This window comes from Psychromarinibacter sp. S121 (assembly GCF_049801035.1).
Taxonomy (GTDB): domain Bacteria; phylum Pseudomonadota; class Alphaproteobacteria; order Rhodobacterales; family Rhodobacteraceae; genus Psychromarinibacter.
Genome location: NZ_JBNAGE010000005.1, coordinates 56,143 through 80,204 on the forward strand (window position 1 = coordinate 56,143; position 24,062 = coordinate 80,204).

Below are 24,062 nucleotides of genomic sequence, written 5' to 3' on the forward strand. Positions count from 1 at the left end.
CGGATCACACCTTCCAATAGCGGCAGTCGGAGGGCGCGCGCAGCAGCGCCTCGCGGGCGTCGTCGAGATACATCATCGACATCGACAGCCCGCCCATCTCCATCGAGGTGGCGAAGTGGCCGACGGCGGGAAGGACCACGTCGATGCCCTGCTCTTTCAGCTTCGCGGCGGCCCGGCGATAGAGGATCAGCAGTTCCTCCAACGGTGTCGCCCCCAGCGAGTTCAGCATCAGCGCCACCCGCTTCGTCGGCGCGGGCACCGGGTCGGCCAGCAGGCGCTGGATCATCTCGTCGGCAAGATCGTCGGCGCTGCGCAGCGTGTCGCGCCAGATGCCGGGCTCGCCATGGATGCCCATGCCAAGTTCCATCTCGCCCTTTGCCAGTTCAAAGGACGGACCGGCCGCGCCGGGAATGGTGCAGGCCGAGGTCGCCATTCCGATACTGCGGGTGTGCGCGGCGGCGTCCCGCGTCGTGGCGGCCACGGCGTCAAGGTCATCGCCCCGGTCGGCGGCGGCGCCCGCGATCTTGTACAGCAGCACAAGCCCGGCCACGCCCCGGCGCTTGGCGGCCTCTTCGGGGGAGCCGCTGGCGATGTCGTCGGTGCCCAGCACCGTCTCGCAGCGGATACCGTCAAGGTCGACCATCTCGGCGGCCATGTCGAAATTCATCCGGTCGCCGCCGTAGTTCCCGTACAGCAGCAAAACCCCCTGCCCCTTGTCGGCGGCGCGGATCGTTGCTTCGCACGATGCGACCGACGGGCCGGCGAACACGTCGCCCACGGCACAGCCGTCGATGAAGCCGGGCGCGGTGTAGCCGACGAACAGAGGGAAGTGCCCCGAGCCGCCGCCCGACACGATGGCCACGCCATCCCGACCGCCCTTCGCCAAGGTCACCGCACGACCGTCGCGTGTCAGCCGGGGGTCGGTCAGGATCAGGCCGTCCAGCAGCTCATCCACGTAGGCGTCTGCGGTGTTCATCACTTTTGCCATTGCGTCCTCCCTTACGCGCAAGCGGGTCTTTTAAGGGTGGTACAAGGCGCGCCCTCCTCCGGGCGCGCCCCGTCCGGGTCAGGCCGGTTCGGCGACCTTTTCGTATTTCAGGACTTCCGGCAGAGCGGCCTTGATCTTGGCGGCCTGCGCCTCGCTGGTCTTCGGCATCGGTGCGCGCGGCAGGCCCGAGTCCACACCCTGCAGCGACAGCGCGTATTTCACGTTGGCCGGCAGGTTGTCGGCCGAGATCGTGTTCCAGAACCGCAAAAGCGCCTCGTGGATCTCGCGGCCCAGCTTGTGATTGCCCGCCTGCACCGCGTCCCACAGCGCCACGCAGGCGCCCGGAACGGCAGCCGGGTTGGCGGCGATGGTGCCGTGCGAGCCCATCGCGAAGGACGGGTACAGCAGCGCGTCGACGGCCGAGAAGATAAGCGCATCGTCCGGCGCGGTGATCATCAGGTCGGCGAACAGTTTCAGGTCGCCCGCGCTTTGCTTGACGCCCTTCACGTTCGGGATCTCGTTCATGATCTTCACCAGAAGATCGGGGGCGAGATAGTTCCACGGCACCACGTTGTAGATCAGGATCGGCAGATCGGTGGTGTCGCTGAGCGTCTTGAAATGGTTGTAGGTCGCGGTCTCGTCCGGCTTGAAGACATAGTGGACCGGCGTGATCTGCAGCGCGTCGATGGCGTATTTCGTCATCAGCTTCGCCTTGTTGGCGGCGTCGCGGGTCGAGTTGGTGATGATGCCGGCAATCACCGGGACCTGGCCCTTCGCCTCTTCGGCGCAGATCTCGGCCACGCGCTCCAGCTCGTCCGAGGTCAGGGTGTGGCCCTCGCCGGTGCTGCCGCCGAAACAGATGCCGTGGACGCCGCGCGTCAGCACGAACTGGACGTTCTGGCGCAGCGCCTTCTCGTCAATCTCGCCGCTTGCGTCGAAGGGCGTGACGATGGGCGGGATGATGCCGTAGATCTTCTTGCTCATGGGGTTCCTCCATTCCCGTATTTCGGAATGAAGGCTAGGAGCGAACCACGAAAACGGTCAACGGCATATTTCCCTTGAATACCACAATGCGGGATAGGATATCATGAAACTGGTCTAATACGTTGCTTTCGCTGGTTTTATTAATTTGCACCGTTCAGTAGTTTTGCGAGACGTACCGCAATATAGTAAATTTGCATCCCGCAATATGGAATAAACTGGGGATTGCTCACGCTGCACCTGCAGCATACTATCCCGAATTGTGGAACGGAGGAGCCAATGGAAACCAAAAGCGTGAAGACGCTGGGCAAGCTGGTCAGCGTGCTGGACTGTTTCTCGACCACCGAGCGCACGCTGACCGTGACAGAGATCGCGGACCGCACCGGCCTTCCCCGCTCGACGGCGCACCGCTCGATCCTCGCGCTGAAAGAGGTGGGCTTTCTGGAACAAGAGCGCGCGCGCGACGAATACCGGCTGGGCATCCGCCTGTTCCAGTTCGGCGCCACCGTCCTCAGCAACATGGATCTGCAACGCATGGCGCGGCCCTATTGCGAGGCGCTGAGCAGTCTCACCAACGAGTCCGTGCACCTGTGCGTGTTCGACGGCGAACGCATGGTGTTCGTGGAACGCGCCACCGGCGGCCCGACCGGCGATCAGAACGACATGATCGTGATGGAGATTTCGCCCTGCTACTGCACCGGGGTCGGAAAGGCGGCGCTGGCGTTTCAGGACGAGGCGACGATCAACCGGGTGATCTCGGCCGGACAGGACCGCTTTACCCAACACACAATCGTCGACCCCGACGACCTGCGCCGCGACCTCGCCGATATCCGGGAACGCGGCTATGCGCTGGACTGCGAAGAGCACAAGCTGAATGTCCGCTGCGTTTCGGCCCCGATCCGCAACTCGGCGGGCCGCGTGTTCGCCGCGGTGTCGGCCAGCGGCCCGGCGCGGCGGATGACGGAAGAGAACCAGCACCGGCTGGCGCCCTACGTCGTCAGCCACGCCGAGGCGATCTCGCGCAAGCTGGGATGGAACCCCGCAACCCCGGAGGACGGGGGCGCGGCCTGACCGCCGTGCCTCAGGCGGCGCGCGGCGACCGTCCGCCCGCCCACAGGCCGAACACCAGCACACCCAGCAGGACCAGCCCCGCCGCGCCCGCCAGCAGGCTCATCGAACTGCCGACCGGCCAGACCAGCGCTGCCGTTTCCAGAAGCGCCACCAGCAGGAAGCCCGCGCGGTGCACCACCGTCAGCGGCTGGATCATCCACCCGGTCAGCGCCGTCCCGGCCGCGAAGGTTCCCGCAAAGGCCGCGATCACCGCCAGCACGATGTTGACCGGCGTGCCGATCAGCAAAAGCTCGGGCGCGTAGACGAACAGGAACGGCGCAACCACCTTCACGAACCCAAGGCGGATCGATTCCATCGCCGTCTCGTTCGGCTCTGCCCCGGCGATCGAAGCACCCGCATAGGCGGCCAGTGCGACCGGCGGCGTGATGGCGGACAGAAGGCCATAATAGAAGATGAACATATGCGCCGCGATCACCGGCAGGCCGAAGGTCTCCAGCGCCGGGGCGATCAGGATGGCCAGCAGCAGGTAAGCCGCCGAGGTCGGCATCCCCAGCCCCAGCACGAAGCTGGCGACCATGGTCAGCAGAAGCGTCAGCAGCAGGCTGCCGCTGCCCACGTGGAGGATCAGCGAGGACATCTTCAGCGCCATGCCCGTCAGGGTCAGCACGCCGATCAGCATCCCCGCGATGGCGACGGCGGCGACGACCGGAAGCACGTTCTTCACCGTCTCCATCATCACCTCGACCATCCCGACCGGGCCGATCCGCGTCTTGGGCGAGAAGACCGAGACGATCAGCGTCGCGATCAGGCACAGCACGGCGGCGGCCGAGGGCGTGTAGCCCACGGCAAGGAACACGACGAGGCCCACCAGCGGGATCAGCAGGTGCCCGCGCTTCAGAAGGACCTCTTTCAGCTGCGGGATGTCGTCAGCCTCGGCGCGGCCGAGGTTGTATTTACCCGCCTCCTCGCGCACGCCCACCAGCAGCGCAAAGACATACAGCAGCGCCGGGATCAGCGCTGCGGCGGCGATGGTGGCGTAGGGCGTCTGGGTGAGTTCTGCCATCAGGAACGCGGCGGCGCCCATCACCGGCGGCATGATCTGCCCGGCAGAGGACGCGGCGGCCTCGATGGCGCCTGCGACCTTGGGACGATAGCCGGTGCGCTTCATCAGGGGGATCGTGAAGGTGCCGGTGGTCACAACACCCGCCACCGCCGAGCCGTTGATGGACGAGAACATGGTCGACGAGATCACCGCGGTCAGGGCCGGACCGCCCTGCACCCGCCCCGTCAGCGCGTGGGCAAGGTCGACGAAGACCTGCCCCAGCCCGGTCCGCAGCAACAGCGAGCCTAGCAGCGAGAACAGAAGGATGTACTGCACCGCGACGCCCATCGGCAGGCCGAACAACCCCTCGGTCCGCAAAAACAGGTTCGAGGTCACGCGGCCCAGCGAATAGCCTGCGTGGCCGTAGGTGCCGGGGATCAGGTAGCCGAAGAAGGCATATGCCAGCGCGATGACGCCCAGGCCAACCATGACCCAGCCGATCAGATAGCGCGCCAGCACCAGCACCGAGACGGTCGACACCACGAACAGGAAGATGTCCGTCGATCCGGCGATGCCGCCCGACCGGACGATATTCAGGTAGTTGACCCACAGATACGGCCCCGGCAGCAGCACCGCCGCCGCCAGCAGGTAGATCACCAGCCGCCACGGCCAGAAGGTCCGTTTCGCCGCGACCACCACCAGCCCCGCCGACACCATCAACGAGAAGAATGTCGACCGCAGGACCAGCGCCGTGATGTCGCCGAACCACGCGGACCAGATCACCAGCGCGCTTACGAGTATGGCCAGAATGGCAAGGACGCCGGTGGCGATCCGGTGCTCCCAACGCGGCAGATGCTCGTCCGGGAGAATGCTGGTGATATCGGTCATGGGGGATCTCTTGGTTCGGTTTTACGTGCATTCCCTCGAATGCACGAGGACGGGGCCGCTTCCGGCCCCGCCTTCAGTCAAGTCGGTCGGGGCTTACTTCGACGAGAAGTAGGCCTCGGCGCCCGGATGCAGCGCGATCGGCGTAGCGGTCGCGCGCTCCATCGAGATCTGCCCGGCGGCCGGGTGGACCTTGCCCAGCGTCTCGAGGTTGTCGAACAGCGTCTTGGTGATCGCCTCGATCAGTTCCGGGTCGGCATCGGCGCTGGTGAACAGGATCGCCGGGTCGCCCACCGCGGCCACGTCGCTTTCCTGCCCTTCGTAGGTGCCGGCAGCGATGTCGATGACCTCGTAATACGGATAATCCGCGATCAGCCCTTCCATGTTGGCCGCATCCACCGGGATCAGGTTCACGTCCTCGGTGGTGAACAGTTCGATGAACGCCGACGCGGGCGTACCCGCAAGGATGATCGAGCCGTCAAGCTGGCCGTTCTTGATGGCGCCCGTCGCCTCGCCATAGCTGAGGAACGACACGTTGCCGATGTTGAACGCGTCCTCGTGGGTCAGCAGCCGCTCGGCGAAGACCGACGAGTTGGACCCCGGAGGGCCGATAGAGATGTTGAGGTCGGCGAGTTCCGCGATCGAGGTCGCGCCGCTTTCGGCGGTCGCCGCGATCTGCAGTACGGCGGGATAGAGATAGGCGATCGCCGCCACGTTCTGCGCATCGCCGTCAAAGGCGCCTTCGCCGGCCAGCGCTTCGTACAGCACCGATGCGGAGGAGAAGCCCATGGTCATCTCGCCCGCGGACACGCGGCGGATGTTCTCGATGGACGCCCCGGTCACCTCGGCGTTCGCGGTGACGTTGTCGAGCATGGTGTTCAGCAGATCGGCCATGCCTGCGCCCACGGCGTAGAACACGCCGCCGGTGCCGCCGGTGCCGATCGACACGCGCTCTTGCGCGGTGGCCGGCGCGATGGCCGAGGCCATCAGGACGGCGGCGAGGGATAGTTTCTTGAGCATCGGGTGACTCCTCCCAAGTCGAGTTTCAAAAACAAGAAAGCTGTCGTATCAGAGCACAAGTAGCCCACCCGAAGCGAATGCCTGCAAATTCATTTGCCGAACGAGAATTAAGTTTTGGCTATACCCCACGCCGAAGAAGCCGCCATCCCATTAGTTCTGCACATGAGAGCTATTGGTTTCTCGTATGAATACACCCGGCACGCGACGTGCCGCGACGGCAATCCACCGCGTCATTACGGGATCGGCATGCGCCTCAGACCGGCGGCCACATGCGGCTGAACACGCCGTCGCGCTTCACCAGCCCGTGCATCGCCGCCGCCCCGGCGTGCATCACGATCAGCACGATCAGCACGGATTTCGCGGTGTCGTGAAACCCGCTGGCCGCGTCGGCAAGCTCTTTGTTGCGGCCGATCATGCCGCCGATCAGCGGATCCCAGAACTCCATCGGGAACCCGCCGGCCTGAACCCGCACGATGCCCGAGACGACCAGCGCGACAAGCGCCGCGTATAGCAGCCAGTGGACCACGCTTGCGATCAGCGCCTGCCCGCGCGACACGCTGGCCGGCAGCGGCGGCGGCGGCGCGGCCAGCTTCACCGCCAGCCGAAGCACGACAAGCAGTAGAATGATCGGCCCGATGTTCTTGTGGTACAGGAACAGCCAGTTCTGCACCGGTCGCGACAGCCCGTCCTGCACCATGATCAGCCCCGCCGGGATCGTCGTCAGCACAAGGACCACCGTCAGCCAGTGCAAGATGCGCGACGCACGCGAATAACGGGTCGGAAAAGAGGCAGATTGCACGTTGGCCATGGCGCGGGGCTCCTGCTCGGCATTCATACTATTGTCACAGACGAGTGAGTTCGGGCCAATAGTCAAGTTGGTTCGCTTGACTGTAGGGTAGAGGGCGGCATGTCGCTATTGATGAGTATCCTGTCACACCAGACGCCAGAGACGTCTCTGCCCGCCGGTGCGCGGACGCCTCTGGCCAACATGTTCCTGCTGTCGGTCGCACTTTCTGTGCTGCTGTTCGGCCTGTCGTGGTGGCTGGCGGGCGCGCGAACGGTTCTGCCGGTCGTCTGCTTCGGGCTGGGCGCGGCGGTGTCCGGCGTGTTCCTGCTGCGCCACTGGCCCGCGCACCGGCTGGGCTACGCGAATGCGCTGACGCTGGGACGGCTGGCGCTGACCGCGCTGATGCTGGTGCCGCTGGCCGATCCCCGGCTGACCGAAGGCGCGACCGGCTGGCTGGTGTTCTGCCTCGCGCTGTTCACCCTGACGCTCGACGGGCTGGACGGCCCCCTCGCCCGGCGCAGCGGCCTTGCGGGACCCTGGGGCGCGCGGTTCGACATGGAAGTCGACAGCATCTTCGCGCTGTTGCTGGCCGGTGTGGCGTGGCGCAGCGGCGCGGCGGGAAGCTGGGTCCTGCTGCTGGGCAGCCTGCGCTATCTCTTCGTCTTTGCAGGCTGGTTCTTCCCGTGGCTCGACGCGCCGCTGCCGCAACGGTTCCGGCGCAAGCTGGTCTGCGTCGTGCAGATCGGAACGCTGGTCGGCCTTTTGGCCCCCATCGTGCAGCCGCCCGTGTCGACCGTCGCCGCGCTGCTGGCGCTGGCGCTTCTCGCGTGGTCTTTCGCGGTCGACGTGATCTGGCTGGCGAGGCGGCGTTGACCGCAACGGCGCGCCGCTGGCTGGCGCTGATCCTGTCGCTGGTGCTGATCGACCTGCTGCTGATCCTGCCCAACCACCCTCGCGCGATGACGTGGGAGGCGCTGAAGCTGGTGCCATTGGAACTGCCGGTGCTGATCCTCGGCATGGTGGCCGCCGGGATACGGTCGCGGGGGCTGGCGTGGATCGCGACCGGCTTTCTGATCTTCATGACGCTCTACAAGCTGGCGGACCTTGCCATCTACATCGCCTATGGGCGCGGTTTCGATCCGCTGGCGGACATGCATCTTCTGCGCGCCGGTGCGATGCTGCTTGACGGCAGCACAGGGCTGCTTGGCACCGTGGCGCTTATCGGCGCGGCGCTGCTGCTGATCGCGGGCCTCGTCGTCCTGACCTATCGCGCGCTGCGTGTCTGGGGGCGTGCCGGGGCAAGGCTTCCGCGCGGCCTTCGGATCGTGGCGGGCGGCGTCGCGGTGGTGTTCGCCCTGCTCTGCGCGACCGAGATCCGCACCGCGCTGAACGGCTGGAAAGGCTGGCAGCCGCCCGGAAGCGCCTTCACCGCGAGACTGGCCGCCGAGAACATCCGCGACTTCGGACGCTCCCGCGCCGCGCAGGCCGAGTACCGCCGCGCCGCGTCCGAGGATGCGTGGAGCGGTCGCGAGGACATCTTCTCGAAACTCGGCGGGCGGTCGGTGGTGATCGTCTTCATCGAAAGCTATGGCCGAACCGCCTTCGTGAACCCGCTGTATTCCGAACGCCACGCCGTGACGATGGCGGCCGGGGAAGAGGACCTCGCCGCCGCAGGTCTTGCGGCGCGGTCCGGCTGGCTTCGCTCGCCGGTGCAGGGCGGCCAAAGCTGGCTGGCCCACGCCACGCTCGCCTCGGGCACCGAGGTCAGCGACCAGCGCCGCTATCGGGCGCTACTGGCCAGCGCACGGCAGACGCTGTTCACCCTCGCCGCCCGCTCGGGATACGAGACGATGGCGGTGGCCCCGGCCATCGTGCTGGACTGGCCCGAAGGTCCAGCACTGGGCTTCCAGCAGATCCGCGCCGCCGCCGATCTCGGCTATGAAGGTCTGCCCTACAACTGGGTCACGATGCCGGACCAGTACACGCTTGCCGCCTTCGACCGCGAGCCCCCGGCGGACAAGCCCCGGCTGGTGGAGATCGCGCTGATTTCCAGCCACGCGCCGTGGACGCCGGTCGCGGAACTGGTGCCATGGGACGCGGTGGGCGACGGTAGCGTCTTCAACGATCAGGCGACCGCGGGGCCGACCCCGAAAGAAGTCTGGTCCGACCGCGACAGTATCCGCGAATATTTCGGACTGACGCTCGACTATTCGCTGAAGACGGTGCTGTCCTGGGCCGCGCTGCCACGAGACGATCCGCCTCTGATCATCGTGCTGGGCGATCACCAGCCGGTCGAGTTCGTGGCGCAGGGCGGCGGCAAGGACGTGCCGGTCCACCTGATCGGCCCGCCCGAGGCGCTGAGCCTGTTCGACGACTGGGGCTGGACCGAGGGGCTGACCCCGTCGCCCGACCTCGAAACCTGGCCGATGCGCGCGTTCCGCGACAGATTTCTAAGCGCGACCAGTGCGTTGCCCGCCGGCCTTCAGGCGGACGGCTCATGAAGTGGCTGCGCCTTCTGCTGCCGCTGGTCCTGATCGGCGCCTGCCTCTACCTCGCCGACGGTCAGGACGTGTGGCGGCGGCTGTCGGCACTTTCGCCGGGCTGGATGCTGGTCACGCTGGTGCTGCTGAACGCAGTGACGCTGCTGTCGGCGGTGCGCTGGCGGGTGACCGCCGCGTCGCTGGGGCTCGCGATGCCATGGTGGGACGCGGTGCGCGAATACTACCTCGCGCAGTTCGTGAACCAGACGCTGCCCGGCGGCGTCGTTGGCGATGCGGCCCGCGCCGCCCGCAACCGCAAGGGCGGTTCGCTGGGCCGCGCGGCGCAGGGGGTCGTGCTGGAACGCGCGGCGGGGCAAGCGGGGATGGCCGCCGTCCTGCTCGCGGGGCTCGTCGGGCTGGTCCTGCGGCCGTCAGACGACCTGACCATCTCGCGTCTGCCCGCCGGGGCGCTGCTGCCTCTGGGCGCGCTGGCCCTGATGCTCGCCGCCCTTGCCGCGCTGGTCTTCGCCCGCGCCGGTCGGCCAACCGGGTGGCGCGCCGCCGCCCGCGACGCGCTGCTGCGACGGCTTCCCGTGCAGGCGGCGTTGTCGCTCGCCATCGCGGTGCTTATCGTCGGCGCCTTCGTCACCGCCGCCCGCGCCAGCGGCAGCGCCCTGCCCCCGGCAACCGCCGCCCTGATCGTTCCGCTGATCCTGACGGCGATGCTGCTGCCCGCCTCTGTCGCCGGCTGGGGCTGGCGCGAAGGCGCGGCGGCGGCGCTGTTCCCGCTTGCGGGTCTCGGGGCCGAGGCAGGTCTTGCGGCCAGCATCGCCTTCGGCATCGCCGCCCTGATCGCCGCCCTTCCGGGGGCCTTCTTCCTGCAACGGGGGCCACAACATGCCAAGCCGGCAGCGGCCGGCATTGCCACCCCCCATGAATAGCCTAGTCTTCTTTGAAACAGTGAGGTTCACATGCCAGTTCTAACCCCTTCCCGCCGCCTTTTCATCGGCGGCTCTCTCGCCACCGCAGGCGCCGCCCTGCTTTCGCCGCGCCGCGCCATGGCCCAAAGCGCCGCGACCCTTCAGCTTTCGTGGCTGCACTCTGTCCAGTTCGGCGGCAGCTACATCGCGCAGTCGAAAGGCTACTGGACCGACGCGGGGCTGGACGTCTCGCTGCTTCCCGGCGGGCCCAACGCGCCCGTCGAACCGCCGGTCGTCGCAGGGACGGCGCTGGTCGGCATCTCTGCCGCCGACTACACCGCCGCCGCCGTGAACCAGGGCGCGCCGTTCAAGATCATCGGCGTCGCGATGCAGAAGAACCCCTTCGCCATCGCGTCGCTGCCCGACAACCCGGTCAACAGCCCCGCCGATCTGGTCGGCAAGAAGATCGGCATGGCGCTGGCCAATACTCCGGTGCTCGAGGCGCTTTGCACGGTCAACGACGTGGACATCTCGCAGATCGAGGTGGTGCCGACCCAATACGACGCCGCCCCGCTGGTGCAGGGTCAGGTCGACTGCCTGCTGTGCTGGGCCACCGACCTTCCCGTCGCGATGGAAACGCAGGGCGTCGAAAGCGTGACCATGCTGCTGGCGGACCACGGCTATTCCGTGCATTCGCAAACCTACATCGCCACCGAGGACAGTCTCGCCAACCGCCGCGAAGACCTGGTCGCGCTGATGACCGGCGAGGTTCGCGGCTGGGAGGACTATCAAGCCGACCCCGCCGCCGCCGCCGCGCTGACCGTCGAGATGTTCCCCGACGCGGGTCTCGACCTGCCGACGCAAGAGCTTCAGGCCGACCGGCAGGTGCCGCTGATGTTCTCGGACCTGACGGACGCCGAGGGTTTCGGGTGGTTCACCGACGAGACGGTCGCCGCCAATGTCGAGACGCTGGACCTGCTGGGCACTCCTGTCTCGCCGGACCTCTGGGACCGCTCCATTCTGGAAGAGGTTCATGGATAACCACCCGGTCACGGCGCGGCTGGCCGCAAGCCCGGCATGAGCGCTCGGCCCGACATACGACTGACCGGGGTGTCCAAAAGCTTCGGCGCGGCCCAGCGCCGTGTCGAGGCGGTCGCCTCGGTCGATCTGACGCTCGCGGGCGGGCAGATGACCGCCCTTGTCGGCCCGTCGGGCTGTGGCAAGTCCACCTTGCTGCGGCTGATCGCGGGGCTGGACACGCCGTCCACCGGCACGATCACCATCGGCGACGAGACCCCCGACACGCTGCGCCAGCGTGCCGGGCTGGCAGTTGCGTTTCAGGACCCGGCCCTGCTGCCGTGGCGCACCGTGGAAAGCAACGTCGCGCTTGGCCGGGCGCTGGCCCGGCGGCCACGCGATCCGGATCTGGTGCGCGACCTGATTGCCCGCGTCGGGCTGTCGGGCTTCGAACAACGCCGCCCGGCCGAACTGTCTGGCGGGATGCGCCAAAGGGCTGCCATCGCCCGCGCACTGGCCGGAGAGCCGGACCTGCTGTTGCTGGACGAACCCTTCGCCGCCGTGGACGCGCTGACCCGCGACCGGCTGAATGCCGAACTGCCGCCCCTGTGGGAAGCACGCGGCGCGACCTCGGTGCTTGTCACCCACTCGGTCGCCGAGGCGGTGCGCCTGTCGGACCGCATCCTTGTCCTGACCCCGCGCCCGGCCAGCGTCGCCGCCGACATCCCGGTGCCGCTGCCGCATCCGCGCGACGCCGCCGTGCTGGCCTCTGACGCCTATCGCGACCTGTGCGCCAAGGTGACCGACGCGCTGCGCGACCACCAGTTCCCCGAAAACCTCGCCGCTCAATGACCATTGGTGACGCAACCGCGCCCGAGGGCCCGGCCGCGCAGGCGCGGGCGAAGCTGCTGCCGAAAGGCGTCGGGCTGCTGCTGGCGCTTGCCGCGTGGGAGGCCGTCGCCCGCATCACCGCAGGCGGCTTCGTCATCGCGGCGCCCAGCGAAATCGCCTTCCATATCGGCGCCAACACGGGCCTGTTGCTGCGCGCGCTGGGAACGACGCTGTGGTCCGCTGCTCAGGGCTTCGTCTGGGGCAATCTTGCCGGGGTGCTGCTGGCGCTGGCGGCCGTGCTGGCCCCGCGCACCGAAAGGCTGCTGTCGACCCTCGCCCTGCTGATCTTCTGCCTGCCGCTGGTCGCCACCGGGCCGATCCTGCGGGTACTGTACGGTCCCGGAACCGGCCCGCAGGTCACGCTGGCGGCGCTGGCCGTCTACTACACCACCTTCCTGCCGGTCCTCGTGGGCCTGCGCGCCGCCCCGCGCGGCTGGTTCGACCTTGTGCGCAGCTACGGCCGCAGCCGGTGGACAGAGATGTTTCAGGTCAGACTGCCCGCGGCCCTGCCCTATGTCGTCGCGGGCTTGCAGATCGCCGCCCCCGCCGCCTTCCTTGGCGCGATGGTGGGCGAGTTCACCGGCGCAGAGCGCGGGCTGGGCGTGCTGACGGTCCGGGCGCTGCGTGCGCTGGACCTGCCCGCGACGTGGAGCATCGCCGCCATCGCCGCGGGCGTGTCCATGCTGGCCTTCGCGGGGGTCGGCGCGCTTGGGCGGCGGCTGGACCTTGCCCCGCCCGAGGTGCTGCTGGCGCCCCCCACCGACACCCGGCGGCGCGCGTGGAGCGGGATTGCCGAGGCGCTGCTGGCCGCCGCCGTGACGCTGACCCTCTGGAAAGGCAGCATGGAGCTGTTCGCCCTGCCCCGCTTCTTCGCGAAACGGCCCGAGGATGTCTGGGCCTATCTCGTGACCTCTCCGGGGGCCGAGGCGCAACGCGCGCGCCTGTTCGGCGCGTTGGGCGAGACGCTGGCGCTGGCCGGTCCCGGCTATCTTGCCGGGCTGGTTCTTGGCGCGGGGCTTGCGATGGGGCTGACGCTGCGCCCACGGCTTGCCGGGGCCGTGATCCCCGTGTCGATCGCGCTGCGCTCGATCCCCATCGTCGCCACCGCGCCGCTGATCGTCTGGGCGCTGGGACGCGGCGCGACCGGCACCATCGCCGTCGTCGCCACCATGATCTTCTTCCCCACCCTGATCGCCTGTCAGCACGGGCTGGCCCGCACACCGCGCGCCGTGCTCGACCTGTTCGACGTCTACGCCACCGGATCGCTGCGCCGGCTGGCAAGCGCGCAACTGCCCGCCATGCTGCCCGCCTTCTTCGCCTCGGCGCGGATGGCCATTCCCGCCGCGATCCTTGCCGTCACCACCGCCGAGTGGCTGGCCACCGGGCGCGGCATCGGGGCGCTGATGGCGACCGTCGCCTCGACCTCGGACTATGGCATGCTGTGGAGCGCCATCGCGCTGATCGGCCTTGCCGCCGTGCTGGCCCATGCGCTGGTGGTCGCGCTGGAACGGATCGTTCTGTCGCGCACCAGCGCCGAGCAACTCGCCCGATGAAAGCCTGCGCCTTCGCGATCCCCGGCGACCATCGCCAGAAAACCGGCGGGTATATCTATGAACGCCGCTTGTTGGAGGAATTGCAGGCCGCGGGCCGAACGGTGGACCATATCGCCCTGCCCGCCGCATCCGCCGCCGCCGGGCAATCTGCCGACCTTCGCGCTTCGGTGACGGACAGGCTGCGCGACCTGCCCGCCGACGTGCCGCTGATCCTCGACGGGCTGGTGTTCGGCGCGATGCGAACCGGCGACCTTGCCCGCCTGCGCTGCCCCGTGATCGCGATGCTGCATCACCCGATGGGGCTGGAGGACGGGCTGCCGCCCGACACCGCGCGGCATCTGCTGGCGCAGGAGACCGCAAACCTCGCCCTCGCCACGCGGATCGTCGTCACCAGCCCGCATACCCGCGACACCTATATCGGGCTGGGCGCCGATCCCCAACGCATCACCGTGGCGCGTCCCGGCTATGACGGGCCGCGCGACCTTCAGCGCGTCGAGGCCGGGCCGCGTATCCTGTCGGTCGGGCTGCTCGCCCAGCGCAAGGGGCACGACGTGCTGATCCGCGCGCTGGCGCAGGTCTCCGATCTCGACTGGACCGCCCGCATCGTCGGCAAGACCCACGACCCGGCCATCGCGGACGCGCTTGCGGCGCTGATCGGAGAATTGGGCCTGACCGGGCGGGTGGTGCTGACCGGCGAACTGTCGGACGCGGCCTTGGCCGACGCCTATCGCAGCGCCCGCGTCTTCGCGCTCGCCACCCGATACGAGGGTTATGGCATGGCGCTGGCCGAGGCGCTGACCTACGGCCTGCCCATCGTCACCTGCGCGACCGGCGCGGTGCCGGGAACCGTGGGCGACGCCGCGTTGATGGCCCCCGCAGACGACCCCGACGCCTTCGCCGCCCACCTGCGCCACGTGCTGGGCTCTGAGGATGTGCAAGACGACCTCTCGGCCCGGTCCCGCGCCCTTGGCCGCGCCCTGCCGCGCTGGCGGGACACGGCGGCGGTGATGGGCGCCGTTCTGGACGCGCTTTGACGCCGGGGGCGGACACGGTCCGCCCCAAGCCAGACCGTTTTTACTTGAACGAGATCTGCGACAGCTGAAGCTCGCTGTTCGTGCGGATCGTCGGCGTGAAGTCCAGACGCGGGCTGACGCGGCTGAAGCCCACCATGTCGAACAGAAGCACGTCATAGGCCTTGTCATAGACATACCCCATCACTTCGCTCCACAGCCCCTCGCGCTCGGCGCCGGTCGCAGCGGTGGCTGCGGCGATCATGTCGTCGAGTTCGGGCACCTTGATGATCGATTGCAGACCCTCGCTGGCGTATTTGAAGAACATCGAGAACACCGGATCCCCGTTCGCGTTGTCATGCATCGCGGCGACGATGAAAGGCCCGACTTCCTCGGGATAGGGCGCGGTGTAGTACTGGTTCCACTCGCCGACCTCCATCATGTTGAGATCCACGTTCAGGCCCACGTCTTCCCACATCGCGGTCAAAGCCTCGAGCGTCTCGACCACGTTGCCCCAGTTGTTGTTGCGGCCGATGAAGGTGATCTCGGCGCCGACGTCGACACCATCGGCCTTCGCCTCTTCGATCAGCGCGCGGGCCTTGTCCGGGTCGTAGGGATAGGGTTCCAGATCCTTGTTATAGCCCAGCGTGGACGGCGGAACGATCGACGTCGCCAGCAGCGTACCGTCGGCGAGGATCGTGCCGATGAAGGCCTCGCGGTCCACCGCGTAGTTCATTGCCTGCCGCACCCGGATATCATCCAGCGGCGCGCGTTCGGCGGACAGACGGATGTAGACGGTTTCCGAATTCGGGTACGAGAAATCCATCTCCGGGTTCACCGCGTCCTGCAGCGCGATGTTCGGCGCGATGTCGGCCTCGCCCTGTTCGACCATCGCGGCGCGCACCGCCGAGTCGGGGCGGAAGACATAGGTCGCGCCGGTGACCGCCGGTGTGTCGCCCCAGTAGTTCTCGTTCAGCGTCAGCTTGATGTTCTGACCCCGGTTATACTCGGAGAAGATATAGGGACCGGTGCCCACAGGCATGTCGACATGCGTGGTCAGGTCGGTCTCGGACGGCATCACCGTCAGGGTCGACATCAGCAGCGGCAGGATCGGTTGTGCCGGGTCCACGGTGATGTCGATGGTCGTGTCGTCGACGACGGTCGTGGTGAACTCCATCCCGCCATAGAACTTGGCGCCGGTCTGGCAGACGATGTCCTTGGACTTGTTGCGCTCGATCGAAAAGGCCACGTCGGCGGCGTCGAACGGCGTGCCGTCGGTAAAGCTGACGCCCTCGCGCAGCTTGAACCGCCAGGTGCCGTCGCCCATGTCCTCCCAGCTTTCGGCAAGGCGCGGTTCGAGCCCGACGCCGGGGACAAGCTCGGTCAGGGTTTCCGACACGTTGCCCAGCAACACGCGGCCGATGTTCGACTGCGCCGCGTTGCACGGGTCGACGTTTTCAAGCTCTTCGGACAGCACGATGGTGACTTCGCTGTCCTGCGCCTGCGCGGCGACCGCCGCCGTCGACGCCAGCAAGGCGGCTGCGATTAACTGATATCTTTGGGTCACTTGGATCCTCCCTTTACCCAGGTCTTCCGGATGCTCCGCCGCCTGCCCCTGGCACATGGCCGGACAGGCGGCGGGTTCTGCCGGCCATGGAAACCGGGGACAGGGTCGCGCCCGTCGCGGCCCCGGCACTCACCCGCCGACCGCTCCGCACATGCAACCCGCTCCTCCAGCGAACCGCCCCCTTTCCAGATTGGCCCGGCCGGCCCGAAGGCACGACCGCAGACAGAATCTACAATCTGGTTTACACCATCTTAATCTTGTTTATTTCTGTCAACCTGAATTGCGAAATGCAGAAATCTGTCACAAACTCCGCCCATCGATCCGCGGGCGGAGGGGGCCGGCGGACGCAGGGGAGGATAAGGCAAACGATGAAAGTGACGGCGATCGAGACGATCTGGAACCCTGCGTGGTCCAACTTCCTGTGGGTGCGCGTCGAAACCGACGAAGGCATCACCGGGCTTGGCGAGACCTTCCGCCACGCCCAGCCCATCGCGACCTACCTGCACAGCCAGATCGCGGGCTACCTGCTGGGGCGCGACCCGCGCGCGACGAATGCCCATGCGGACGCTCTGCTGAACCATGGCGGCAACCGGTTTTCCGGCTACCCGACCCGGTCGGTCGAGATCCGCGCCAACTCGGCGGTCGACATCGCGTTGTGGGACATCCGGGCGCGTGCCCTCGATGTATCGGTCTGCGAGCTGATGGGTGGCCCGGTGCGCGACAGCATCCCGATCTACAACACCTGCGCCGGTCCCGGCTATAACTGGGCCGCCGGTCAGGCCCGCGCCCGGATGGCGGGCGACGGTCAGGCGGCGGCGGGGAACGTCACCGACGATCTGGACTGGCAGGAACGCGACCCGGCGGAGCTGGCGGAATCGCTGCTGGACGAAGGCATCACCGCGATGAAGATCTGGCCCTTCGACAAGGCCGCAGAGGCCACGCGCGGGCATCGGATCAGCGGCGCGGATCTGCGCGACGGGCTGCAAAAGCTCGACGCCATCCGCACGGCGGTCGACGACCGGATGGACGTCATGCTGGAATATCACGGGCTATGGCGCCCTGCCCCCGCGCGGCGCATCCTTCAGGAAACAGACCGCTTCAAGCCGTTCTGGCACGAGGACATCGTGTCGATGACCGAGATCCCGGCGCTGGCCGAGTTGCGCGCGCAGTCCACCACGCCCTTCGCGGGCAGCGAGAACCACGGCACCGCCGTCTGGGTCCGCGATGCACTGGCGGCCAGGGCGCTCGATTACGTCCACTACGACATCGGCTGGATCGGCGGCCTGTCCGAGGCGCTGCGGGTGGCCTACCTGACCTCGGCCCACGACGTGATGATCGCCCCCCACGACTGCACCGGACCGGTCGTCTGGATTGCGAACCTGCACCTGTCCTTGGCGATGCCGAATGCGCTGATCCTTGAAAGCGTCCGCGCCTTCTACAAGGGGATCTACCCGGAACTGGTCACCCATCTGCCGCAGATCGCGAATGGTACGGCCACGGCGATGGACGGCCCCGGACTTGGCACCGAGCTTTCCGACTTCGTGCTGAGCCATCCCGACACGCAAATTCAGCGCAGCGCCCTGTGACCGCCACACCCCACCGAGGAGCAACCCGATGAAGATCCATTTCGAGTGCAGCCCGAAGACCCGCCCCTCCATGCAGTTCGACGCCAAGGCCGTGGACGCGGTGCTGGCGAAGACGCCGGGGCTTGCCGATGGGCTGGAGTTCACCTTCAACAGCGACCCGGCGCAGTCGGACGCCTACCTTGCCGACGCTGACGTGCTGGTCGTGTCGAACCCGGTCGACCTGTCCGGCCTGGACCACCGCGCGCCCAAGCTGCGGTGGGCGCAGGTCATGAGCGCCGGGGTCGAGAAGGTGATCGCCCATATCCCCGATACCGTCCAGTTCACCAACGCCCGTGGCGCCCACACCGCCCGCGCGGGCGAGTTCGGCATCACCACGCTTCTGATGCTGAACAACCGCATCCCGGCCTTCGCCACCCAGCAGCGCGAGCGGGTCTGGAAGCAGTCGCCGCAGGCCATCGTGGCAGGCAAGACCGTGACGATCCTTGGCCTTGGCGCCCTGGGGTCGGCCTCGGCCAAATGGGCGAAGCTGTTCGACATGCGCGTGGTCGGCGTCACCCGCTCTGGCAGGCCGCATGAACATGCGGACGAGGTTCACGGGATGGACGGCATGGCCGCCGCCTTCGAGAAAAGCGACTTCGTGCTGATCACGCTGCCGCTGACACCTGAAACCAAAGGGCTGGTCAGCCGCGAGATGCTGGACCGCCTGCCCGCCCATGCCGGGGTGATAAACATCGGCCGGGCCGAGGTGATGGACTACGACGCTTTGGCCGACAAGCTGCGGGACGGCTCGTTGTCGGGCGCGGTGCTGGACGTGTTCCCCAAGGAACCGCTGCCCGAAAGCTCGCCTCTGTGGTCGGTGCCGAACCTGTTCCTGACGCCGCATTCGGGTCTCGACGACCCGGAAAGCTTCGCGATCAACTGCCTTGAGATCTTCGCGGAGAACCTCGAAGCCTTCAAGGCCGGCGCCCCGCTGAAGACGCCGGTGGACAAGGCCGCGGGGTATTGAGCCACCCCTACGCACCGGTTGCGCGTGGTGACCGGTGCGACACGCGACTTGGCGACGCGGTTGTTGTCCCACGCGGCAACTTCCTGCATATCTGTAAGCCAAGTACAGGGAATTGCCTTATGACCGCGCCGACCACATCGCTGAGCCAGGACATCTATCAACGGGTTTCCAAAGCGATTTCCGATGGCGAATGGCTGCCCGGTGAACGCCTGCCCAGCGAGGAAGCGCTGTCCAAGCGCTATGGCGTCTCGCGCCCGGTGCTGCGTCAGGCGCTGGCGCAATTGCGCGCCGAAAGCAGGCTGATGTCGCGCAAGGGCGCCGGGCACTACGTCTGCGAGGTGAACGACGGACATGCTTATGATTTCGGGGCGTTACGGAATGTTCCCGATGTTCGCCACTTTCTGAATTTCCGCGCGATCGTCGAATCCGAGATCGCCGCCGACGTGGCCGAGCAGGCCAACCCGCAGGTGCTGAAGGACCTGCGCGAGAAGATGGCCGCGCTGGAAGCCTCGATGGCGCGGGGCGGCCCGTCGATCACCGAGGACATCGCCTTTCACCTTGCGCTGGCGCGGGGCTGCCGGAACCGGTTCCTGCGCAGCGCGCTGGAAAGCCTGACCGACCAGATGGACGTCGCGACGCGGATGAACCGCGACCTTGCCCCCAGCCCGCTTCCCGAACGGTTCCGCCAGATCGCGTCCGAACACCGTGCCGTGGTCGACGCGATCGAGGCGGGCGACACGCAGGCGGCCCGGCAGGCGATGCACGCTCACCTCACCGCCGGCATCCAGCGGCTGTTCGGCAGCTAGGACCCGCTTTCGGGCCAGTCCAGCGCCCGCAGGTCGGCGGCAAGCGCCTGCGATCCGGCGGCAAAGATCCACCCTCCGCGCCGGGTCGGCGCATAGGGACTGCCGTCCTCCAGTTCCACATGACCGCCCGCCTCTTGCAGCAACAAAACCCCGGCGGCGTGGTCCCATACCTTGACCGAGGCGTTCACGCTGAAATCGGCCTGCCCCATCGCCAGCATGCGGTACTCGTGGCACGAGCAGCGCAGCGAGCGGGCGGCGCGGACGTCCGCCACGGCGCGCAGCGTTTCGATGCGTCGCGGTCCGGTGGCAAGGTCCAGCGGCACGGTGCCTTCGGCCTCTGCCAGCCCGGCGCAGGGCCGCGTTGCCAGACGCCTGCGCCTGCCCTGGGCATCGACGAACTCTGCCCCCTGCCCGCGCCGTGCGATGGCCCAGTCGTCCATCACCGGATCGTACAGCAGGCCGAACACGGTCTGCCCCTTGTGGACCACGGCGAGGATGATGCCGAAGACGGCCACGCCACGCGCGAAGTTGAACGTGCCGTCGACCGGGTCGATCACGACGCAGGTCTCTGCCGTGGCGACATTCGACAGCAGGTCGGGATCGTCGGCGACCGCCTCTTCGCCCACCACCGCGCAGCCCGGCAGGATCGAACGGGCGCCCTCTGCCAAAGCCACCTCGGCTTCGCGGTCCGCGATGGTGACAAGGTCGGACGCGTCGGCCTTTGTGTCGATCTCTGACGCGTCGAGGTTGCGAAAACGCGGCATCACGATCTCGCGTCCCACCCGCCGCACCAGCGAGACAAAGGCCTCTGCCGTCACCTCTGACTGAAGCTCATCCAATGTCGTCATCTCGATCTCCGATCAAAGCAGCCGCAGGGGTTCGAAGTGGTGCATATGCTCGAAATTGCAAAACTCGACCCGGCCAAGGCGGATGTCCTGAAGCCGGTCACCCTGCCGCGCGAAGACATCGTCGGACAGCGCGCAGACGTCTCGGGCCTCGTCCTCGGTCAGCCAGCGCAGCAGGTAAGCCAGCGTGATGTGGAAGGTATAGGTATCGAACCCGCGCGAGGTCAGCCCTGTCGCCTTGCGCAGACGCGTGCGGGTCTCGCGCAGACCCGTCTCGTCCGGCCCCACGCCGTCCACGGTCATCGAGTGCCCGGCGAAGACGTTCAGCGCGCGGATGCGGCGGCTGTCCGGCAGGTCGACAGCCTCTAGCCGGTCCAGCAGGATCCGGGACACCTCATCGCGTGGCGTGGCCGTGTCGACGCCTTCCGGCCAGTCGAACAGATGCGCGGACGGACCGGAAATGCCCTGAAACACCGTCATGTGCAGCGAGGACGGCGGCAGGAACGTGAACGCCCCGGCATGCGGTCCGGCGGCGAGTTCGGTCTGGATGTCAACCAGCGCGGCATGGGCGTCGCTGTCGGGGTCGATGTGGCAGATCATCGTGTTGCCCGGCCAGAGGTGCAAAGTTCCGTCCGGCAGGAACTTGCGGCCTTCCCTGGCGTCGGACACCCCCGGCGGCAGCAGGTCGTCGGACAGTGTACCGGTGAGGTAAGCGATGGGCTCGGGACGGAACTGCGTCATGTCGGTCTTTCTTCAGGCAGGTATCGGTGCCGGGGGCGCAGAACGCCTTTGTCGGCGGCAAACGTCGGTTAAACGCGATACGTGTCAGGCGCGTGTCGTATTCGGCGCGGCAAGGGCGTCGCTTCATTGACGTGCATCAATCCGCTGCGCCGCCCGGTGCGCGACACTGGGCGCACACTCAGGGGCCGCGCCCCTTGCCGGTTTGAAGGAACAGCCGCCCGTGGCATCGAAGCTGCCCGCCATCGCGACGCCCCATGCCGTGCCGCCAGAGGCGGTGCTTGCGGAACTGTCGGTATCTCCCGAAACCGGGCTGGCCCCGGCGGAAGTCGCCCGCCGTCTGACCAGCCACGGCCCGAACCGCCTGCTGCGCCAGAAACCCCGTAGCCCTTGGGCGATCCTGCTGCATCAGGTCCGCAGCATCATCGTCTGGTTGCTGTTCGCCGCCGCGCTGTTCTCGTTCATCGTGGGCGATCTTGTCGAGGCGGCGGCGATCATGGTCGTCCTTGCCCTGAACACCGGCATCGGCTTCGTCACCGAGTTCCGCGCGGCGCGGTCGATGGAAGCCCTGCTTCGGTTCGCAGAGGTGCAGACCCGCGTGCGCCGCGACGGCGGGGCGCGGATGGTCGATGCGCGCGACCTCGTGCCGGGCGACATCGTGATCCTCGACGCGGGCGACATGGTGACGGCGGACCTGCGGCTGGTCGAGGCGTCGAACCTGCAATGCGACGAGTCCGTGCTGACCGGCGAGTCCGTGCCTGTGGACAAATCCCCCGACCCGGTTCCGGCGGACGCGGCGCTTGGGGACCGCGCGGGCATGATGTTCAAGGGCACCGCGATCACCCGCGGCTCTGGCGAGGCAGTCGTTGTGGCCACCGGCATGGCGACAGAACTGGGCCGGATCAGCAGGCTGGTTCAGGACGCCGACGCCGAGGTGCCGCCATTGGAAAAGCGGCTGGAACACCTTGGGCAGCGGCTGGTCTGGCTGACCCTCGTGCTGGCCGCGGCCACCACCGCCGCGGGCATCCTGCGCGGGCACGAACTGACCGAGATGATCCAGACCGGCATCGCGCTGGCCGTCGCCGCCATCCCCGAGGGGCTGCCGGTTGTGGCGACGCTTTCGCTTGCGCGCGGGATGTGGCTGATGGCGCAGCGCAACGCGATCGTGCGGCGGTTGTCCTCGGTCGAGACGCTGGGGGCGACCACCCTGATCCTGACCGACAAGACCGGCACGCTGACCGAGAACCGGATGAGCGTGGTCGGCTACCTTCTGGAAGGCGAGGATATGGACGCCGCGCTGGTCCCGTCCGACCGCGTGGCGGACGCGGCGCGCTGCGCGGTGACCATCGGTGCGCTGTGCACGACCTCCGAACTGGGCGACGGCGACCATGTGACGGGCGATCCGATGGAGATCGCGTTGCTTCGCGCGGCGCGGTCATCCGGCCTTGCAGACAGCCGTTTCGGCCCGGAGACCGAGGTCGCGCAGCATGCCTTCGACCCGGACCGGCGGATGATGGGGTCGGTCCACGCGGACGGCGGCGGTTTCTTGGTTGCCGTGAAGGGCGCGCCAGAGGCCGTCATCGCCGTCTCGGCGCAGGTTCTGGGCGCCGAGGGCCCGCGCGCGCTGACCCCCGGGGACCGCGCCGAGTGGACCCGCCGCAACGATGCGGCGGCGGCCTCTGGCCTGCGCTGTCTTGGGCTTGCGATGAAGCGCACCGAAAGTGCCAAGGCCGAGCCCTACAAGGATCTCGTGCTCGTGGGGCTCGTCTGCCTTGAGGATCCGTTGCGCGGTGACGTGCCCCCGGCCATCGCCGCTTGCCGCGACGCGGGCATCCGGGTGGTGATGATCACGGGCGACCACGCCGCGACGGCGACGCGGATCGCGCAGGACGCGAAGATCTGCCGTGACGGGGCCGAGACGATACAGGGCCACGACCTTGCGGGGTTCGACCCGGCGACAGCCGACCCCGCCACGCTGGCGCGCGTGCTGGGGGCCGATGTCTTCGCCCGTGTCGCCCCCGAAACCAAGCTGGCCATCGTCGCGGCGCACCAGAAAGACGGCCAGATCGTCGCGATGACCGGCGACGGGGTGAACGACGCGCCCGCACTGAAGAAGGCCGACATCGGCATCGCCATGGGCCAGCGCGGCACGCAGGTGGCGCACGAGGCGGCGCACATGATCCTGCGCGACGACAACTTCGCCACCATCGTCGAGGCGGTGCGGCAGGGCCGCGTGATCTTCGGCAACATCCGCAAGTTCGTCGTCTACCTGATGTCGTGCAACCTGTCCGAGGTTCTGGTGGTGGGTCTTGCCGTCGCCTCGGGCCTTCCGGCCCCGCTGCTGCCGCTTCAGATCCTGTTCCTGAACCTCGTCACCGACGTGTTCCCCGCCTTCGCGCTGGGGATGGGGCGCGGCGATGGCCGCGACATGCACCGCCCGCCCCGCAACCCGTCAGAGCCCATCGCAGGTCGCGTCCAGTGGCGGCAGATCGCCGTGCTGGGCCTGTTGCTGACCGCCTTTACGCTGGGCGCCTTCGGGCTGGCGCTGTACCGGCTGGGGCTGGACCCTGCACCCGCCGTCACCGTGGCTTTCCTGACCCTTGCGCTGGGGCAGTTGTGGAACGTGTTCAACGTGCGGGCGTCCGACACCCGGCTGCTGGCGAACGATGTCGTGCGGAACCCCTATGTCTGGGGCGCACTGGCGCTGTGCGCCGTCCTGATCGCCGCCGCCGTGGGGCTGCCCCGGCTGGCGGAGGTGTTGCAACTGCCCTTCCCGGGGGCCGCGGGTGTGCTTCTGGCGCTTGGCATGAGCGTCGGGCATTTGCTGGCGGGTCAGGTCTGGCTGCGTCTCACCCGATGATCCGCAAGA

19 protein-coding genes and 1 pseudogene are annotated in these 24,062 nt (G+C 67.8%); 12 read left to right on the top strand and 8 right to left on the bottom strand.

The window, feature by feature from the left end; translation table 11 throughout:
• Positions 1–4: 4 nt before the first annotated feature.
• Together ACP156_RS20910 and ACP156_RS20915 are read right to left on the bottom strand one after the other, a co-directional pair.
• Positions 5–976: a dihydroxyacetone kinase subunit DhaK gene (locus tag ACP156_RS20910; protein WP_425053330.1), complete on the bottom strand. Its 972-nt coding sequence runs from the start codon at positions 974–976 to the stop codon at positions 5–7.
• A 90-nt stretch (positions 977–1,066) separates the two neighbouring features.
• Positions 1,067–1,972 carry a dihydrodipicolinate synthase family protein gene (locus ACP156_RS20915; protein WP_425053331.1) on the bottom strand — a complete coding sequence of 302 codons (906 nt, stop codon included), beginning with the start codon at positions 1,970–1,972 and terminating at the stop codon, positions 1,067–1,069.
• Positions 1,973–2,248: 276 nt separating this feature from the next.
• Between ACP156_RS20915 and ACP156_RS20920 the strand changes: the two genes are divergently transcribed.
• Positions 2,249–3,040 (top strand): IclR family transcriptional regulator, encoded by a 792-nt coding sequence (locus ACP156_RS20920; RefSeq protein ID WP_425053332.1) that lies wholly within the window; start codon positions 2,249–2,251, stop codon positions 3,038–3,040.
• Positions 3,041–3,050: 10 nt separating this feature from the next.
• On the opposite strand, the gene ACP156_RS20925 is transcribed toward ACP156_RS20920, so the two are convergent.
• From ACP156_RS20925 to ACP156_RS20935, 3 genes are all read right to left on the bottom strand, one after another.
• Complete coding sequence (locus tag ACP156_RS20925; protein ID WP_425053333.1) at positions 3,051–4,970, bottom strand: TRAP transporter permease; 1,920 nt, start codon at positions 4,968–4,970, stop codon at positions 3,051–3,053.
• 93 nt (positions 4,971–5,063) lie between these two features.
• On the bottom strand, positions 5,064–5,987 hold the full coding sequence (locus tag ACP156_RS20930) for a TAXI family TRAP transporter solute-binding subunit (protein ID WP_425053334.1): 924 nt from the start codon (positions 5,985–5,987) through the stop codon (positions 5,064–5,066).
• Between the two features lie 253 nt (positions 5,988–6,240).
• A complete protein-coding gene (locus tag ACP156_RS20935; protein WP_425053335.1) occupies positions 6,241–6,795 on the bottom strand; it encodes a cytochrome b in 555 nt (184 codons plus the stop codon).
• A gap of 111 nt (positions 6,796–6,906) precedes the next feature.
• Here ACP156_RS20935 and ACP156_RS20940 point away from each other — a divergent pair, with 111 nt between their 5' ends.
• From ACP156_RS20940 to ACP156_RS20970, 7 genes and pseudogenes are all read left to right on the top strand, one after another.
• Positions 6,907–7,647: a CDP-alcohol phosphatidyltransferase family protein gene (locus ACP156_RS20940; protein ID WP_425053336.1), complete on the top strand. Its 741-nt coding sequence runs from the start codon at positions 6,907–6,909 to the stop codon at positions 7,645–7,647.
• Complete coding sequence (locus tag ACP156_RS20945) at positions 7,644–9,275, top strand: sulfatase-like hydrolase/transferase (protein WP_425053337.1); 1,632 nt, start codon at positions 7,644–7,646, stop codon at positions 9,273–9,275. The genes ACP156_RS20940 and ACP156_RS20945 overlap by 4 nt, the downstream gene beginning before the upstream one ends.
• The gene (locus ACP156_RS20950) at positions 9,272–10,195 is read left to right on the top strand and encodes a lysylphosphatidylglycerol synthase transmembrane domain-containing protein (RefSeq protein ID WP_425053338.1); all 924 of its coding nucleotides are present in this window, start codon (positions 9,272–9,274) and stop codon (positions 10,193–10,195) included. Before ACP156_RS20945 ends, ACP156_RS20950 begins: the two co-directional genes overlap by 4 nt.
• Positions 10,196–10,225: 30 nt before the next feature.
• Positions 10,226–11,215: an ABC transporter substrate-binding protein gene (locus ACP156_RS20955; protein ID WP_425053339.1), complete on the top strand. Its 990-nt coding sequence runs from the start codon at positions 10,226–10,228 to the stop codon at positions 11,213–11,215.
• A 138-nt stretch (positions 11,216–11,353) separates the two neighbouring features.
• A pseudogene (locus ACP156_RS20960) lies at positions 11,354–12,043 on the top strand (ABC transporter ATP-binding protein); the annotation flags it as partial.
• Complete coding sequence (locus tag ACP156_RS20965; protein WP_425053340.1) at positions 12,040–13,635, top strand: ABC transporter permease; 1,596 nt, start codon at positions 12,040–12,042, stop codon at positions 13,633–13,635. The pseudogene ACP156_RS20960 and the gene ACP156_RS20965, both read left to right, overlap by 4 nt.
• Positions 13,632–14,669, top strand: a complete 1,038-nt coding sequence (locus ACP156_RS20970; RefSeq protein WP_425053341.1) for a glycosyltransferase family 4 protein — start codon at positions 13,632–13,634, stop codon at positions 14,667–14,669. The genes ACP156_RS20965 and ACP156_RS20970 overlap by 4 nt, the downstream gene beginning before the upstream one ends.
• Positions 14,670–14,709: 40 nt before the next feature.
• On the opposite strand, the gene ACP156_RS20975 is transcribed toward ACP156_RS20970, so the two are convergent.
• Entirely contained in the window at positions 14,710–16,212 is a 1,503-nt protein-coding gene (locus ACP156_RS20975; protein ID WP_425053342.1) for an ABC transporter substrate-binding protein, read from the bottom strand.
• A gap of 368 nt (positions 16,213–16,580) precedes the next feature.
• Here ACP156_RS20975 and ACP156_RS20980 point away from each other — a divergent pair, with 368 nt between their 5' ends.
• From ACP156_RS20980 to ACP156_RS20990, 3 genes are all read left to right on the top strand, one after another.
• Positions 16,581–17,798, top strand: a complete 1,218-nt coding sequence (locus ACP156_RS20980; RefSeq protein ID WP_425053343.1) for a mandelate racemase/muconate lactonizing enzyme family protein — start codon at positions 16,581–16,583, stop codon at positions 17,796–17,798.
• A 28-nt stretch (positions 17,799–17,826) separates the two neighbouring features.
• The gene (locus tag ACP156_RS20985; RefSeq protein WP_425053344.1) at positions 17,827–18,804 is read left to right on the top strand and encodes a D-2-hydroxyacid dehydrogenase; all 978 of its coding nucleotides are present in this window, start codon (positions 17,827–17,829) and stop codon (positions 18,802–18,804) included.
• A gap of 119 nt (positions 18,805–18,923) precedes the next feature.
• Positions 18,924–19,610: a FadR/GntR family transcriptional regulator gene (locus ACP156_RS20990; RefSeq protein ID WP_425053345.1), complete on the top strand. Its 687-nt coding sequence runs from the start codon at positions 18,924–18,926 to the stop codon at positions 19,608–19,610.
• Here ACP156_RS20990 and ACP156_RS20995 read toward each other — a convergent pair.
• A complete protein-coding gene (locus tag ACP156_RS20995; protein WP_425053346.1) occupies positions 19,607–20,458 on the bottom strand; it encodes an inositol monophosphatase family protein in 852 nt (283 codons plus the stop codon). The genes ACP156_RS20990 and ACP156_RS20995 overlap by 4 nt on opposite strands.
• Positions 20,459–20,470: 12 nt before the next feature.
• Entirely contained in the window at positions 20,471–21,196 is a 726-nt protein-coding gene (locus ACP156_RS21000; protein ID WP_425053347.1) for a DUF1868 domain-containing protein, read from the bottom strand.
• 220 nt (positions 21,197–21,416) lie between these two features.
• Here ACP156_RS21000 and ACP156_RS21005 point away from each other — a divergent pair, with 220 nt between their 5' ends.
• Positions 21,417–24,053: a cation-translocating P-type ATPase gene (locus ACP156_RS21005; protein WP_425053348.1), complete on the top strand. Its 2,637-nt coding sequence runs from the start codon at positions 21,417–21,419 to the stop codon at positions 24,051–24,053.
• Positions 24,054–24,062: the final 9 nt, after the last annotated feature.